This is a genomic window from Shewanella metallivivens (assembly GCF_028750675.1).
GTDB lineage: Bacteria > Pseudomonadota > Gammaproteobacteria > Enterobacterales > Shewanellaceae > Shewanella > Shewanella metallivivens.
The window spans coordinates 485637-501342 of sequence record NZ_JAQQPZ010000002.1 but is presented as its reverse complement, the minus strand read 5'-3'; the positions used below and the strand labels follow the sequence as shown (position 1 = coordinate 501342).

Genomic DNA, 15706 nt, shown 5'->3' with positions numbered 1-15706 from the left:
GGCCATGTGATTGACGATAATATAACCGCTATTATTCAAAATTATTGCCATCAAATAATGTGTAGTCGTTTTAATGACATATCGTCTTGTGCCCTACTACTTTATATATGCATTATTATGAACATGTTAACTCTGTGGATTATCTGCTAAAAAGTCATAGATAAGTGTACGTCGCTGCCCTTGGTAGTCAAAACTGACAAACACACGCCATACCATGTAACCACTGCTGCAAGAGCCAAATATAAGTGTGCCGTGTGCTTGATTGTTTTCTATTGCAGATAATGTCACAGGTATTACTCCCATAAACATATCGCGCCCTTCTATTCTTATTGAAATATTAGTGATCGCTTGATTAAATTTGAGCGTAAGATTAAGTGGTTTTTCACTTGGAGTGTGCACTGGATCGATCATCAAACCGACAGTTAAATCAGCAACTTTTTTATAACATTCACCTGCTGAAAATTGACACAGTGTTGTGTCAAATGGAAATTCAGAATGTTGATTTATTTTTTTATTATCACATGCTATTAAAAACATTAAGAAAAATACAACTGAAACTATTTTGTTTATTTTAGGCACTGTGATTAACCTTTAGTGATAAATTGAACATTTTAACTGGCAGATATTGATCTAGATCAAATTTGAGTCAAGTTGCGAAGTATCTTTTTTGACTCAGCTCAAGTATCATTACATCGCCTCGTGATAGAGACAACAAAAACGAGGTAACACCTTGACAAACTGTTGTAAAAATAACCATAGCGGTTCGTTTTGTAACCATTTGTCAACTTAACTGGTAAAGCTCGCTTTACTAAATATTAAAAGTAAAAGTAATAAGCCGTGGAAGCATTATGATGAACCATTCCCAGTCTACAGGCGCTGATTACAACTACACTATTGTTCGCCAATTCGCACTCACCACAGTTTTGTGGGGAATCGTTGGTATGGCAGTCGGTGTATTGATTGCGGCTCAGTTAATCTGGCCACAACTGAACTTTGAAACACCTTGGTTAACGTTTAGTCGTTTACGACCTTTACATACCAATGCGGTGATTTTCGCGTTCGGAACATCAGCCCTTTTCGCTACATCCTACTATGTTGTGCAACGCACTTGTCAAATCCGTCTATTTGCGCCTAAATTAGCCGCATTTACGTTTTGGGGTTGGCAGGCCGTTATTATTGCCGCTGCAATCACTTTACCAATGGGATACACCCAAGGTAAAGAGTACGCAGAATTAGAGTGGCCAATTGATATCGCGATTGCGGTAATTTGGGTCAGCTATGCAATCGTTTTCTTTGGCACAATCGCTAAACGAACTACGTCACATATTTATGTGGCAAACTGGTTCTTTGGTGCCTTTATTATCACTGTAGCTGTATTGCACATTGTTAACTCAATGGCAGTACCTGTAAGTCTGTTTAAGTCTTACTCGCTGTACTCTGGTGCGGTCGATGCAATGGTACAGTGGTGGTACGGTCATAATGCTGTAGGCTTCTTACTGACTGCTGGTTTCTTAGGGATGATGTATTACTTCGTACCTAAGCAAGCTGGACGTCCTGTTTATTCTTATCGTTTATCGATTGTTCACTTTTGGGCATTGATTGCGTTATATATTTGGGCTGGTCCTCACCACTTACATTACACTGCCCTACCTGACTGGACTCAGTCTTTAGGCATGGTGATGTCATTAATCTTATTCGCGCCATCTTGGGGCGGTATGATTAACGGTATTATGACTTTATCTGGTGCTTGGCATAAGCTACGTACAGACCCAGTATTGCGTTTCTTAGTTGTTTCATTGTCTTTCTATGGTATGTCTACCTTCGAAGGCCCAATGATGGCAATCAAAACGGTAAATGCGTTATCTCATTACACTGACTGGACCGTTGGTCACGTTCACTCTGGCGCGCTAGGCTGGGTTGCAATGGTGTCAATTGGTTCGCTATATCACCTAGTGCCTGTGTTATTTGGCCATGGTCGTATGTATAGCACTTCGCTAGTGAATGTCCACTTCTGGTTGGCTACTATCGGTACTGTTTTATACATCGTTAGTATGTGGATTTCTGGTGTTATGCAAGGTCTTATGTGGCGTGCAGTAAACTCTGACGGTACGTTAACGTACAGTTTTGTTGAGAGTTTAGAAGCTTCATACCCATTCTACTTTGTGCGCTTTCTTGGTGGTTGTTTCTTCTTAACCGGTATGTTGATTATGGCTTATAACGTGCTACGCACTGTTAAAGCACCTAAAGAATCATTACCAGCGTTAGCAGAAGCTTAAGGAGCAGATTCGATGAAATTTAATCATGAATTAATTGAAAAGAATGTGGGTCTGCTTGCTATTTTCACTGTGATTGCCATTAGCTTTGGTGGTTTGGTGCAAATTACGCCGCTGATTTTCCAAAAAGACACCACTCAAGCCGTTGAAGGGTTAATACCTTACACTGCGCTGCAGATTGAAGGTCGTGATATCTATGTGCGTGAAGGTTGTTATAACTGTCACAGCCAGATGATCCGTCCATTACGTGCAGAAACTGAACGTTATGGTCATTACTCTGTTGCCGGTGAATCAGTTTGGGACCACCCTTTCCAATGGGGTTCTAAGCGTACGGGCCCCGATCTTGCTCGTGTGGGTGGTCGCTACAGCGATAAATGGCATGAAGTGCATTTAATCAATCCACGTGATGTGGTACCACAATCAAACATGCCTGCTTTCCCTTGGTTAGCTGAAAACACGCTAGACGGCAATTTAACTGGTGAGAAGATGTCTATCCTACGTAACCTGCACAAAGGCGGTTATAAAGGTGGTGATCTTTACACCGACGAAGAAATTGCTGGCGCTCAAAAAGCGGTTGAAGGCAAAACTGAATTACAAGCACTAATCGCGTATTTGCAATCTTTGGGTCACGCACTCAAGTAGGAGGCAATAATGGATTACGGTACTTTTCAAGGCATTTTAACCATTATTGTAATGGTGACTTTTGTCGGCATTTTTTACTGGGCATACAGTAAGCACAGCAAGTCTAAATTTGACGAAGCGGCTAACTTAGTATTTTCAGATGATGAACTGGCAAAAATGTCTAAAGACTCAGGAGAGCAGAAGTAATGATTATGAGTAACTTCTGGAGCATTTGGATTTCTGTACTGACTATTGTGGTCATTGTTGGTTGTTTTATCCTTCTAAAAGTGGTGAATAAAAACTACACCGGTGTTGAAGAAGGTAAATCAATGGGCCACGAGTTTGATGGAATTGAAGAACTAAACAACCCACTACCAAAGTGGTGGGCTTATATGTTCTACCTTACTATCGTGTTCGGTGTGATCTATTTAGCTCTATACCCAGGCCTTGGTAACTACAAAGGTTTGTTTGGTTGGACAAGTTCTAACCAAAGCATTGGTACTGAACAAGGTCTTAAAGCTGACTCAGCTGCAGCACTTGAAGCAGCCAAGGCAGAAAATCGTTTGTCACAATATGACCGCGAAGTCGCGCAAGCTGACGAAAAATATGGTCCTATTTTTGCTGCTTATCTCGCCACGCCGCTAGAAGAGTTAGTTAAGGACGAAGAAGCATTGAAAGTGGGTGGCCGTTTGTTTTTACAAAACTGCGCTCAATGTCATGGTTCTGATGCTCGTGGCTCAAAAGGCTTCCCTAACCTAACTGATGACGATTGGTTATATGGTGGTGATTTAGCCACAATTAAAACCACGTTAATGAATGGTCGTAACGGTATGATGCCGCCTAAAGGTGGTTTACCTATCGAAGACAGCGAGATTAAAGGTCTAGCTGAATACGTCATTAAACTGTCTGGTGGTGAGCACGACGAAGCATTAGCTGCACAAGGTCAAGGTTCATTTATGAAAGGTTGTTTTGCATGTCATGGTATGGATGCAAAAGGGAACAAGTTCATGGGTGCCCCTAACCTAACAGATAACGTGTGGTTATATGGCGGTAGTCGTGGCGTCATTTCTGAATCGATTGTTAATGGCCGTGCGGGTGTCATGCCGGCTTGGAAAGACATTCTCGGTGAAGAGAAAGTCCATGTGATTGCAGCTTATGTTTATAGCTTATCAAACAAATAGTTAACAATACTGATAAAAAGGCCTCGATTTAATCGAGGCCTTTTTTTTAAGTGATTATTAAGCCGTTACGCGTTAAAATAGTGCGGTTAATTTAATAGGTTTTTAGGAAGAATTATGTCTAAGCAAGTCCCTTGGTATAAACAGTTTTGGCCTTGGTTTTTAATCGTTTTACCAATGTGTGCAGTGATTGCCAGCTTAACCACATTAAAAATTGCGTTAGATAATTCTGACTCATTGGTGGCAGATGAATACTATAAAGAAGGCAAAGGCATCAATATGGACCTGCGTAAAATAAAATACGCACAACAAATTGGCATGAAATTCTTAATTAAAGTGACTGATGAATCCCTATTGATCACCCAACAAGGTGGCCCAGAATATCGTGCTGCATTAAACGTAAAGTTTTATCACCCTACCATTGAAGAAAAAGATTTTAATATCCAGGCAACAGCCGATGCCAATTATGTTTATCGCATTCCGTTAACGGAGGCCATTAGCGGCCCTTGGGAAGTGCGTATTGAAGGTTTTGACGGTAAATGGCGTATTCAACAACGTATCGATATTAAAGATGACGTTGAATATTGGCTGAACTAATCCATGACACTCTGTTTTCATTGTAATGAACCCGTTACGACCGGAACGCAATTTACTACAGTCATCAACGGGCAAGCACAGCCTATGTGTTGCCCGGGTTGCCAAGCTGTATCGCAAGCGATTATGGATGCAGGCTTAAGTAGTTATTATCAATTTCGCAGTGAACCGGGTAATCGACAAACTGCATTAGTGCCAGAGCAATTAACGCAATACAGTGCCTATGACCTCCCTGAAGTGCAACAAGACTTTGTACATAAACAAGGCGATATTGACTCAACGTCATTATCGATTGACGGCATAACCTGCGCGGCATGTGCTTGGTTAATTGAACACAAATTAAAACCCGTTGCCGGTGTCAACAACGTCCAGGTTAACTCAACGACTCAGCGAGCATTAGTGAGTTGGAACAATAAGACTATTCAGTTAAGTGAGATTTTACAGCTTATTAGCCAAATTGGTTATCAAGCGGCGCCTTACCAAGTTGATGAACAAGAAAAACAGTCTAAAGCTGACAGTCGTAAGTTTTTACTGCGTTTAGGTTTAGCCGGCTTTGCAACCATGCAAGTGATGATGTTCGCCCTTGCCTTATACACTGGCTACTTTACAGATTTAGACGTTGAATTTAGGGATTATTTCCGCTGGGTCAGTTTAATTTTTGCCGCACCAGTTGTGCTGTACTCTGCACAACCATTTTATTTTAGTGCGCTGCGAAGTTTACTCAGTGGCAAGCTCAATATGGATGTGTCGGTCTCGATTGCCATTGGCGGTGCGTTTATTGCCAGTTGTATTGCCACGGTACAAGGTAATGGTGAGGTGTACTTTGAATCGGTATCCATGTTTACCTTTTTCTTATTGCTTGGGCGTTATTTTGAGCAAACTGCACGACAAAAAGCCTCTATTAACTCGAGTAATTTACATAAACTTATTCCGCTGACGGCTCACTTAATTCAAAACGGTCAAACGACTGAAATCGCGGCAAAACAACTTCGTGTTGGTGATGTGATTTTAGTTAAACCTGGTGAGGTCATTGCTGCTGATGCCGTTGTTGTTTCTGGTCAGTCGAGTGCCAATGAAGCTATGCTCACTGGTGAGCAAATGCCAATAACCAAACAATTAAATGACCCGGTTTATGCTGGTACCATCAATGTTGAACAGCCTTTACAAGTTAAGGTGTCGGCTTTAGGGCAAGATCAACTTGTTGCTGAAATTATCCGTTTACAAGAGCTCGCGTCTAATAATAAGCCTGCTATTGCATTGGTTGCCGACAGACTGGCGAGGTATTTTTCTGCAACAATTTTATCAATAGCATTAGTTACTTATATTGTTTGGCATTTTATATCTCCCGAAGATGCATTTTGGGTTACCTTATCGGTTTTAGTGGCAACCTGCCCTTGTGCACTTGCATTAGCAACACCTACTGCCGTTACCTGCGCAACGGCTATTTTTACCCAATTAGGTATCATTACTCGCAAAGCTGGTGTATTTGAAAAACTGACACAAATTAATCATGTCGTGTTTGATAAAACCGGCACCTTAACTTGCGGACAATTGTCGATTGGTGAAGTCATCCTAGAAAATGATTGTCAACCTGAGTACATTCTTGCGCTTGCTGCGGCTATTGAACAAGGTTCATTGCATCCAATTGCTCAAGCATTTGCACCTTACTTTGATAATCGCTTTAATGTGACCGACATTGAACACCATGTCGGTTTGGGCATTGCCGCTTGTGTAGACAATCAACGTGTTAGGATAGGTAAACATGCATTTGTAATACCCCACGCGTCTTTATCTGATCTCAATGTGCAGCATTCTCAGTTGATTTACATGTCGATAGACAATCAGTTAGTTGCCACTATTGAGTTGCTCGACCAATTACGCGTAGACAGTAAACATACAGTCGACAAATTAACTCAAGCTAAAATCGACTTAAGTATTGCCAGTGGTGACAATTCTGGTCATGTAGAGTATTTAGCCAAAACCTTAGGGATTACAGATGTTCACGCTGGATTGTCACCTCAAGGTAAACTGTCATTAATAAATCAATTACAACAAACTAAAAAAGTGGCTATGTTTGGTGATGGTATTAATGACGCGCCTGTTTTAGCAGGAGCTAACCTGTCTGTCGCGATGGGCAGTGGCAGTGCTATTGCTAAAAACAGTGCAGATCTGATATTGCTTGGCGATCACTTGTCACGTTTTAACGATGCGATTACAGTAGCTAAACAAGCACAACGAATTATTCATCAAAATTTATTATGGGCGTTTGCCTATAACGTGATTATTTTACCTTTAGCGGTAACGGGCCATGTTGCTCCCTATCTCGCCGCTATTGGTATGTCTGTTAGCTCACTGATTGTTGTGTCTAACAGTTTAAGGCTACTTAGGATAAAGCTATGAGTATCATCTATGTATTAATCCCTATAGCAATGTTGTTTGTGCTTATTGCTGTTGCTATCTTTTTTTGGGCGGTTAAATCTGAACAATTTGACGATTTAGACCGTCAAAGTGTGTCAATTTTATTTGATGATGAGCAAATAACACCATCTGCTAATGCAGACAAAAAGCCAACAAAAACTGAGTAATCGTTATGATTGAATATAATGTTGGTGGTGCTTTTTTAGTTGGGCTCATGGGTGCAGCCCATTGTTTTGGGATGTGCGGCGGCCTGATTGGTGCTTTTTCAGCTAATATCCCTAATCGTGGCACAAATCAATTAGCCAACCAATTAACCTTTTTGCTTAGTTACAACCTTGGCCGAATTACAAGCTATACCCTTGCCGGTGCGTTTGTGGGTGCGAGTGCATCTGCGCTAGGTCACTTATTTGATGCAGATACCTATTTATTAGTATTGCGAATTTTTGCCGGGATCATGATGATATGTACCGGACTATACATTGCGCAAATTTGGTCTGGTATTGTTCATATTGAACGATTAGGCAAAATTTTATGGCGCTATTTACAGCCTTTAACGCATAAAGTGTTACCCATTAAGCACCCTCGACAAGCACTTTTGGCAGGAATGGTATGGGGTTGGTTACCCTGCGGCTTAGTTTACAGTACCTTAACATGGTCAGTTGCTTCTGGCAGCGCACTTCAAGGTGGTCTGATTATGTTTGCCTTTGGCCTTGGCACATTGCCTGCTTTACTCGCAGCTGGCGTAGCGGCTAAAACACTCGCTAATTGGGTACAAAAGAAAGCGGTTAGACTGTTGAGTGGCTTATTGTTAGTGCTCTTTGGTTTACAAACACTTTATATTGCTTTTAGCCAGCTAAACTAGTTAGTAATAACAATTTGGTTTATTATGTTAATGTTTACATCAACTGAGATTGGGTATGACTTCAGATCTAAATAAAGCTCGTCGACCATCAACCAGCGGTTGTGCAATTCATTGCCACGATTGCAGTATGGAATCTTTATGTATTCCTTTTACGTTGAATAATGATGAGCTTGATAAACTAGATAATATTATTGAGCGTAAAAAGCCCATTCAAAAAGGTGATCTCATCTTTAAATCAGGTGATGGTTTAAAATCCCTGTACGCAATCCGCTCAGGGACCATTAAAAGCTATACTATTACAGAGCAAGGTGATGAACAAATTACAGGTTTTCATCTTGCTGGCGACGTTATTGGGTTTGATGGTATACATGCTCAACTGCATCAAAGTTTTGCTCAAGCGCTCGAAACATCAATGGTATGTGAAATCCCATTTGATACTCTCGATACCCTCGCCGGTACCATGCCTAAATTACGTCAACAAATTATGCGCTTAATGAGCAGTGAAATCATGAGCGATCAAGAGATGATTCTATTGCTTTCGAAAAAGAACGCTGAAGAACGTCTTGCGGCATTTATCAGTAATCTTGCCAAGCGATTTGGCAGCCGTGGGTTTTCAAATAAAGAATTTAGATTAACCATGACACGCGGTGACATTGGTAACTATCTCGGTCTGACTGTCGAAACAATCAGCCGTTTACTCGGACGTTTTCAAAAAGCTGGCTTGATAGAAGTCAATGGCAAATACATCAGTATTGTCGACAACGACGCACTTGCTCAATTGGCAGGCAGCTCTCGTATTGCAACTTAAAATGAATTTGTATGATCTACCTCATGGTTTATTTATTAGGAAACGGTAATACTGTATTTAGTTAAAATAAAATAAATTCAACAGCTTTGGAGGTTATATGAAGGATTATAAAAAGATTTTAGTGGTGATTAATCCAACGACTGATCATCAACCTGCATTAGCACGTGCAGTGGAACTGGCCTCTAAAAGTAATGCTGAAATCACAGCATTTTTATCCATTTTCGATTTCTCTTATGAAATGACCTCAATTCTGTCTAGCCAAGAACGTGAAGCGATGCGCCAGGGCGTTATTGATCAACGTATCGCTTGGTTAGAGAGTGCCATTAGTGGGTTTAGCAATAAAAAGCTCACCATAAACACCGAAGTGGTTTGGCATAACCGTCCTTTTGAAAGTGTGATTAATTTTGCTATCAATGGCGGCTTTGATTTAATCGTCAAAAGCACCCATCAACATGACAAACTTAAAGCCGTAATATTCACGCCTACTGATTGGCATTTAATGCGTAAATCGCCAGTACCTGTATTAATGGTTAAAGAACATGATTGGCCAGTAGCGGGTAAAATTGTTTGTGCGGTAAATGTGGTCAGCGAAGATGATGATCATCAAACGTTAAATGGCAAAATCATTTCCCACGCCCTTGATTTAGCTAAAAAGTTCTCCGCTAGCGTTCATCTAGTGAATGGTTATCCCGGCACGCCAGTCAATTTAGCAATTGAACTGCCTGACTTTGATGCCAACATCTATAACAATACCGTGAGAATGCAGCATGAGCAACGCGTGCAGTACCTTGCTCAGGCGTATAACATTCCACTAGAAAATTGCCATGTGGAAGAAGGTTTACCTGAAGATGTTATTCCTGAGCTGGCCAGTAAATTAGACGCAGAACTTGTGGTCCTTGGTACTGTCGGTCGTACTGGTTTTTCAGCTGCATTGATAGGTAATACGGCTGAGCATGTCATCGATAGTATTAATTGCGACTTATTAGCGATTAAACCTAACGGATATAAATCTCCTTTAGAAGAATAGTCGATATAGAGTAAGGTAAACTCTTTACCCTGCCCTCGATTACTGGAATAATACGCGCCCTGAAACACTTGGTTACTGGGCGCATTTTATGTCTGACGTTGAAGTCGAAACACTCGTTAAAAAAAATATTACTCGCATGAATAAACTGCAAAAGCGTTTGAGACGTGAAGTGGGTTCAGCGATTGCTGATTACAACATGATTGAAGATGGCGATCGCGTCATGTGTTGCTTGTCTGGCGGTAAAGACAGTTACACTATGCTAGATATTTTAATGAACCTTCAACAACGTGCTCCAATTAAATTTGAAATCGTTGCAGTTAACCTAGACCAAAAACAACCTGGCTTTCCTGAAGATGTGTTACCTGCTTACTTAGATAAGTTAGGCGTGGCATATCATATCCTCGAAAAAGACACCTACTCTATCGTTAAAGAAAAAGTGCCTGAAGGTAAAACCACCTGTGCATTATGTTCACGATTACGCCGTGGAACCTTATATGGTTTTGCACAGCACATTGGTGCAACCAAAATCGCCTTAGGGCATCATCGCGATGACATTATTGAAACCCTGTTTTTGAACATGTTTTATGGTGGCAAACTCAAAGCGATGCCACCTAAATTACTGTCTGATGACGGTGCTAATATGGTGATCCGTCCATTAGCTTATTGCCGTGAAAAAGACATTGAAGCTTATTCTGTGTTGAAAGAGTTTCCTATCATTCCGTGTAACTTATGTGGTTCACAAGAAAACCTTAAGCGTGGAGAAATTAAAAACATGCTTAAGCTTTGGGATAAACAAGCACCTGGTCGTTTAGAAACTATTTTTACAGCAATGCAAAATACTGCACCTTCTCAAGGTGTTGACCGTGAGCAATTTGATTTTATCTCACTCATGCGTAACCCTGATGCCGTTAATCATGGTGACGTGGCTGATGCTGATTTACCTGCATTTGATTTCGTTGATATCAATAATAATGGCCATATTAATTTAGATGTAGGTAACCGAATTGATGTTGTGGCAACATTTAAACCATAATCAAAGCTGTTGATATAAAAATGGCGTTGCAATTGCAACGCCATTTTTTTATGAATAACATCTTTTATTTACTGTTATTTGTTCAACACTAATGGGCTAACCACACTAGGCTTGGCAGTAAAACTTAATTGCGTTAACTGGTTAATTTGTGCAAGCTCGAGCGTAAATTTATTTGTCATCTGCTGCTCTTTGCCATCTATACTCACGGTGACATTTTCATTTGCAAAATCAAAATTGATACCATCAATAGGCTTTCTAAAATACTTCATTGGAAAGCCTTGCAATCCGTCTAACAACCGATTCATATCAGTATTTAGCGCTAACAATTGTGCTTGTGTATAGTGTTGTTGAGTATCACGAGCGCGAACCTGCATTGCAATTGCACATTGGCTTGCATCGCCAGCGACTTCAATATTAACTAAACCACGATCAGACTTTAATTGTGCATCAAACGGAATAAACAGTCGTTGTTGCTTACTATAAGTCAGAGGGTAAGTGGCATTTTCGGTGGTGATACTGCCAGACTTTATGGTGCAATCTGAAGTGATAGGAACACTAAAAGTAAGCTCAACAAGTTGGTAATTCTGTTTATTGACTTGCTTTAAACGATCGTAAAAACCGACATATTCTAAAGAAACAGTGTCGGCCATACTGTTGCTGATGATCAATATAGATGAAAGAAAAATAAATCCGTTAATAAGCGGACGACTACGCATTGGCTTTAGTTCCTGTTAGGTATGGTTTGTTATGTTTTAACATTTCAAGAAGTTCATCGATGTATTCGTGTTTGCGTTCTGAATAATTAACCAAACCGAACACTAACTTTTCTGCTGTCGGTTTGATTTTTTGCTCCCTTAAATCCGCCCTAATAGAGCGAAAGAGACGATATGCAGAATGGGTGTTTAGGTTAATCATATAGGCAATAATTGAGTCTTTTGGCGAGTCGAATACTGCGACCTCATGAGTTTTACCTTGATCGCGCGAGTTTGGTACCAAACCACAACCTTCCGTAAAGCACCATTGACCAAAAAAATTAAATCCTTCAGTGGCAAAGCGTGAGCTGCCCCAACCACTTTCATTAGCCGCTTGCACTAGCACCATGTTAACCGGAATAATATCAATGCGTTTGAGTATAGGATTCAATGTTTTGCGTGTAAAAGATTTTACATCATATTGGTATTTATCAAGAATGGATTGTAAGCGTTGTTCATCTGCAGAACTTAATCCAATACCATTATCGATTTGTTCAAGTATTGCTAAAACAAATTGACGGTCATGTATGATGATTTGATTTTGCGCTTCAATCGCTGGCCGTAAATAATTGAAGAAAGTTAGCTTTTTAGTTGGTATGTCATTGATTTCAGTAAAGTCTGGCATTTTTCCTAAGTCAATATTTTGCAGTTGACCGAGTATGTTTTTTTCAGGGTTTTGTGGTGTTTGTGGGATAACAAATAATCTGATTGCCAATAACGCAAAAATCGCTAACCCTAACGAAAATGTAATTTGACCAATATTGCCTATCTTCAAATTGACCTACCTATTACCTAAAACATTAAAAAAACTATGTGATTATAACCATAAATAGCTGATATTGCAGTATTCCCTAATGGATTGCCCTTAGGGTATTGAATAGAATAACTTAAGGGTCACGAATCCATAAAATTAATTACACATTAATGACATGGAACAGGTAAAATTGAGCGACGTAAAAGAGTCTTATTGATAATAGGTATGGCATCTTCCATTCAACACCTCAAGGATTTGAGAGATAGCCCATGTTGAATCAAAAATTAATGCACATTAATCATGTGGTAGCCATTGGCGGCGGGCATGGTTTAGGCCGAATACTAGCTTCGTTGTCTTCGCTTGGCCCGCGGTTAACCGGTATTGTTGCAACCACAGATAATGGGGGGTCAACCGGCAGGCTCAGACAAGATCAACAAACTATTGCTTGGGGGGATTTACGTAATTGCCTATCTCACCTCGCTCATAGGCCATCATTAGGTAGCATGTTGTTTGATCATCGTTTTACCGGTAACAATGAATTATCCGGACATAACCTTGGCAATGTGGTGTTACATGCTTTAGACCAATTGTGTGTGCGTCCGCTTGAAGCTGTTAATTTAATCCGCGGCCTGTTAAAAATTGAAACCTCAATTATTCCGATGTCAGAAGCATCAACTCACCTAGTCGCACTTAGCCATTGCGGTAATAGAGTGTTTGGAGAGTTAAATGTTGATGGTATGAAAGAAGCCCCAATAGCTTTAACGCTTGAGCCACAAGTTCAAGCAACGTCAGAAGCCTGCTCAGCCATTGAACAAGCACAATTAATCATTCTTGGTCCTGGTAGTTTTTTAACCAGCATCATGCCACCATTATTACTCCCTGAAATTGCTAATAGCCTTCGAAATGCCCATGCTCATGTCATTTTAATTGATAATTTAACCGCAGAATATTCTCCCGCCAGTACGTTTAGTATTGAAGATAAAATTGTGTGGTTGAACCAAGTTATCGGTAAAAATGTTATCGCTGATGTTATTCAACATGGCATCAAGGTTCAACTCGCAAGTCATTACAGCCATGATGTTAGGTTTAACCAATTTCCACTTATTAGCGATCATCATCCAGGTTTACACGACAAACAAGCATTAGCGGACGCCATTGAACAGGTTTGCCAGTTTCAATTAGCACAGTTACATTTGCCCAAATGCAGTTAGTTTGATGCGACATTGAGTGTGACTACAATAAAAAAGGCTGCAGTAGCAGCCTTTTTAGATCGAGCGTTGAGCTTGTCAACACATCAATATTACAGTACTTGTGCGATGGCCTTACATACTGCTGGCATGTTGTTTTTAGTTAAGCCAGCAACGCTAATACGGCCCGAACCAACGATATAAATTGCAAACTCATCTTTTAAGCGTGCAACTTGCTGTTTGTTCAGTCCTGAAAAACTAAACATACCGTTTTGGCGTGAAATAAAGCTAAAGTCTTGCTCTACACCTTCAGCTTTTAAACTATCGACAAACAACGTACGCATTTCTGCAATACGTTGACGCATTTCAGTCAATTCAGCCTCCCACTCTTGACGTAATGTTGCATCAGACAAAATAGTGCTGACAATTAAACCGCCATGTGCAGGAGGATTAGAGTAGTTTGCACGAATGGTCTTTTTGATTTGACTAAAACTGTTTGTAGCGGATTCTGCATCTTCTGCTACTACAGTCACTGCGCCAATACGTTCATTGTATAAACCGAAGTTTTTTGAAAATGAGTTAGCAATTAACAGTTCAGGCACCACGGCAGCAACTGCACGTAGACCTTGAGCATCTTCATCAATACCAGCACCAAAGCCTTGATAAGCAAAGTCAAATAATGGCAATAGCTCTTTAGCCAAACACACTTGGGCCACTTGTTGCCATTGCGCTAACGATAAATCAATACCGGTAGGATTATGGCAGCATCCGTGAAGGAGAACGACATCACCTGCTTGAGCTTGTTCAAGATCCGCTAACATGGCTTCAAAATCCATATCATGGGTTTCAGCTTTATAATAACGGTATTCTTTAACTGTTAAGCCAGCGGTTTCAAAAATATTATTATGATTAGCCCAAGTTGGATTGCTCACCCAAATGGTAGTTGATTGAGTGTTACGCACTAAAAATTCAGAGGCGACACGCAATGCACCTGTACCGCCTGGTGCTTGTGCAGTTGCTGCACGTTTATCGGTAATGATTTTACTGTCTTCACCAAACAATAAACCTTGAACAACTTGGTTATATGCTTGAACGCCTTCAATACCTAGGTAGTTTTTGCTCTTTTCTGTCTCAAGTAGAATAGCTTCTGCTTTTTTAACTGACGATAACACAGGGGTTTGCCCTGCTTCATCTTTGTAAATACCTACGCCTAAATTGACTTTATGAGCACGAGTATCGGCTTTAAACGCATCTGTTAAGCCTAAAATGGGGTCTGCTGGAGCAAGAGTGACTTGAGAAAAGATCATTACAACTATCCTAAGTAAGGTGATGAGACGAATTTTGCTTAGTTATACCACTCTATGGGCAAGCTGAGTAGTGAGTTTTTTGATTGTTGAGACAAAATCACGTAATCGATTTAAATATCTGCAATATTGACGCTGCTTTGGGGGCTGGAGTGATGATTGAGGAATGACGAGGACGATAAACAAGTGAAATGGTAATATAAAAAAAGGAACCCTAAGGTTCCTTTTTCTAAAGCGTTTCACTAATTACTTAGTTAATGCTTCTTTTGCTTTTTCAACTAAAGTTGCAAATACAACTTTGTCGAATACAGCGATGTCAGCCAAAATCTTACGATCGATTTCGATAGACGCCTTTTTCAGACCGTTGATGAAACGGCTGTAAGACAGACCATTTTGACGTGAAGCCGCATTAATACGTGCAATCCATAATTGACGGAATTGACGTTTTTTCTGACGACGGTCACGGTAAGCATATTGACCAGCTTTAGTTACTGCTTGAACAGCAACACGGTAAGTACGGCTACGAGCGCCATAATAACCTTTAGCTAGTTTAAGTACTTTCTTGTGACGAGCACGAGCGGTTACACCACGCTTAACTCTAGGCATTGTTTATCTCTCCTTTAATTAAGCGTATGGTAGTTGACGTGCAATGGCTGGCACATCAGACTTAGCAACTAAACATTTAGCACGTAAGTGACGCTTACGCTTAGTGCTCTTCTTGGTCAAAATGTGACGTAAGTGTGCTTGTTTGCGCTTGAAACCATTAGCGGTTTTCTTAAAACGCTTTTGTACACCCTTGTCTGTTTTCATTTTAGGCATTTCTAAAACTCCGCATTGGGACGTTAATAAACGTAAGGCGAGCAAAAGCCTCAAGAGACTTTTGCTACTTTTAGGT

Annotated in this window: 18 protein-coding genes; 12 read left to right on the top strand and 6 right to left on the bottom strand. The window is 40.4% G+C overall.

Annotated features, from left to right (window positions below):
- Positions 1-126: 126 nt before the first annotated feature.
- Entirely contained in the window at positions 127-579 is a 453-nt protein-coding gene (locus tag PQR79_RS05075; protein WP_238103739.1) for a hypothetical protein, read from the bottom strand.
- Between the two features lie 269 nt (positions 580-848).
- Between PQR79_RS05075 and ccoN the strand changes: the two genes are divergently transcribed.
- The 11 genes from ccoN to ttcA all read left to right on the top strand — a co-directional run bounded on the left by ccoN (position 849) and on the right by ttcA (position 10814).
- A complete protein-coding gene (gene ccoN / locus PQR79_RS05070; RefSeq protein WP_238103740.1) occupies positions 849-2276 on the top strand; it encodes a cytochrome-c oxidase, cbb3-type subunit I in 1428 nt (475 codons plus the stop codon).
- A gap of 12 nt (positions 2277-2288) precedes the next feature.
- Positions 2289-2915 carry a cytochrome-c oxidase, cbb3-type subunit II gene (ccoO, locus tag PQR79_RS05065; RefSeq protein WP_238103741.1) on the top strand — a complete coding sequence of 209 codons (627 nt, stop codon included), beginning with the start codon at positions 2289-2291 and terminating at the stop codon, positions 2913-2915.
- A gap of 9 nt (positions 2916-2924) precedes the next feature.
- A complete protein-coding gene (locus PQR79_RS05060) occupies positions 2925-3101 on the top strand; it encodes a cbb3-type cytochrome oxidase subunit 3 (protein WP_188921498.1) in 177 nt (58 codons plus the stop codon).
- 5 nt (positions 3102-3106) lie between these two features.
- Positions 3107-4075, top strand: coding sequence for a cytochrome-c oxidase, cbb3-type subunit III (gene ccoP, locus PQR79_RS05055; RefSeq protein WP_238104178.1), 969 nt, complete (start codon positions 3107-3109; stop codon positions 4073-4075).
- Between the two features lie 114 nt (positions 4076-4189).
- Positions 4190-4669 carry a FixH family protein gene (locus PQR79_RS05050; protein WP_238103743.1) on the top strand — a complete coding sequence of 160 codons (480 nt, stop codon included), beginning with the start codon at positions 4190-4192 and terminating at the stop codon, positions 4667-4669.
- 3 nt (positions 4670-4672) lie between these two features.
- Entirely contained in the window at positions 4673-7066 is a 2394-nt protein-coding gene (locus PQR79_RS05045) for a heavy metal translocating P-type ATPase (RefSeq protein WP_238103745.1), read from the top strand.
- Positions 7063-7251 (top strand): cbb3-type cytochrome oxidase assembly protein CcoS, encoded by a 189-nt coding sequence (ccoS, locus tag PQR79_RS05040; protein ID WP_238103747.1) that lies wholly within the window; start codon positions 7063-7065, stop codon positions 7249-7251. The genes PQR79_RS05045 and ccoS overlap by 4 nt, the downstream gene beginning before the upstream one ends.
- A 5-nt stretch (positions 7252-7256) precedes the next feature.
- Positions 7257-7946: a sulfite exporter TauE/SafE family protein gene (locus PQR79_RS05035; RefSeq protein ID WP_238103748.1), complete on the top strand. Its 690-nt coding sequence runs from the start codon at positions 7257-7259 to the stop codon at positions 7944-7946.
- Between the two features lie 55 nt (positions 7947-8001).
- Entirely contained in the window at positions 8002-8754 is a 753-nt protein-coding gene (gene etrA, locus PQR79_RS05030) for an electron transport transcriptional regulator EtrA (protein WP_238103749.1), read from the top strand.
- A 97-nt stretch (positions 8755-8851) separates the two neighbouring features.
- The gene (uspE, locus tag PQR79_RS05025; RefSeq protein ID WP_238103750.1) at positions 8852-9781 is read left to right on the top strand and encodes a universal stress protein UspE; all 930 of its coding nucleotides are present in this window, start codon (positions 8852-8854) and stop codon (positions 9779-9781) included.
- 88 nt (positions 9782-9869) lie between these two features.
- A complete protein-coding gene (gene ttcA, locus PQR79_RS05020) occupies positions 9870-10814 on the top strand; it encodes a tRNA 2-thiocytidine(32) synthetase TtcA (protein ID WP_238103751.1) in 945 nt (314 codons plus the stop codon).
- 74 nt (positions 10815-10888) lie between these two features.
- On the opposite strand, the gene PQR79_RS05015 is transcribed toward ttcA, so the two are convergent.
- Together PQR79_RS05015 and PQR79_RS05010 are read right to left on the bottom strand one after the other, a co-directional pair.
- Positions 10889-11530, bottom strand: coding sequence for a DUF2987 domain-containing protein (locus PQR79_RS05015; RefSeq protein ID WP_238103752.1), 642 nt, complete (start codon positions 11528-11530; stop codon positions 10889-10891).
- Complete coding sequence (locus tag PQR79_RS05010) at positions 11523-12341, bottom strand: glucosaminidase domain-containing protein (RefSeq protein WP_238103753.1); 819 nt, start codon at positions 12339-12341, stop codon at positions 11523-11525. The genes PQR79_RS05015 and PQR79_RS05010 overlap by 8 nt, the downstream gene beginning before the upstream one ends.
- A 248-nt stretch (positions 12342-12589) precedes the next feature.
- On the opposite strand from PQR79_RS05010, the gene yvcK reads away from it, so the two are divergent.
- Positions 12590-13531: a uridine diphosphate-N-acetylglucosamine-binding protein YvcK gene (yvcK, locus tag PQR79_RS05005; protein WP_238103754.1), complete on the top strand. Its 942-nt coding sequence runs from the start codon at positions 12590-12592 to the stop codon at positions 13529-13531.
- A gap of 89 nt (positions 13532-13620) precedes the next feature.
- Here the strand turns inward: yvcK and PQR79_RS05000 are convergent, their stop codons facing one another.
- The 3 genes from PQR79_RS05000 to rpmI all read right to left on the bottom strand — a co-directional run bounded on the left by PQR79_RS05000 (position 13621) and on the right by rpmI (position 15630).
- On the bottom strand, positions 13621-14814 hold the full coding sequence (locus PQR79_RS05000; protein ID WP_238103755.1) for an amino acid aminotransferase: 1194 nt from the start codon (positions 14812-14814) through the stop codon (positions 13621-13623).
- 243 nt (positions 14815-15057) lie between these two features.
- Positions 15058-15417, bottom strand: coding sequence for a 50S ribosomal protein L20 (rplT, locus tag PQR79_RS04995; protein ID WP_011637486.1), 360 nt, complete (start codon positions 15415-15417; stop codon positions 15058-15060).
- Between the two features lie 18 nt (positions 15418-15435).
- Entirely contained in the window at positions 15436-15630 is a 195-nt protein-coding gene (rpmI, locus tag PQR79_RS04990) for a 50S ribosomal protein L35 (protein WP_011865828.1), read from the bottom strand.
- Positions 15631-15706 lie beyond the last annotated feature (76 nt).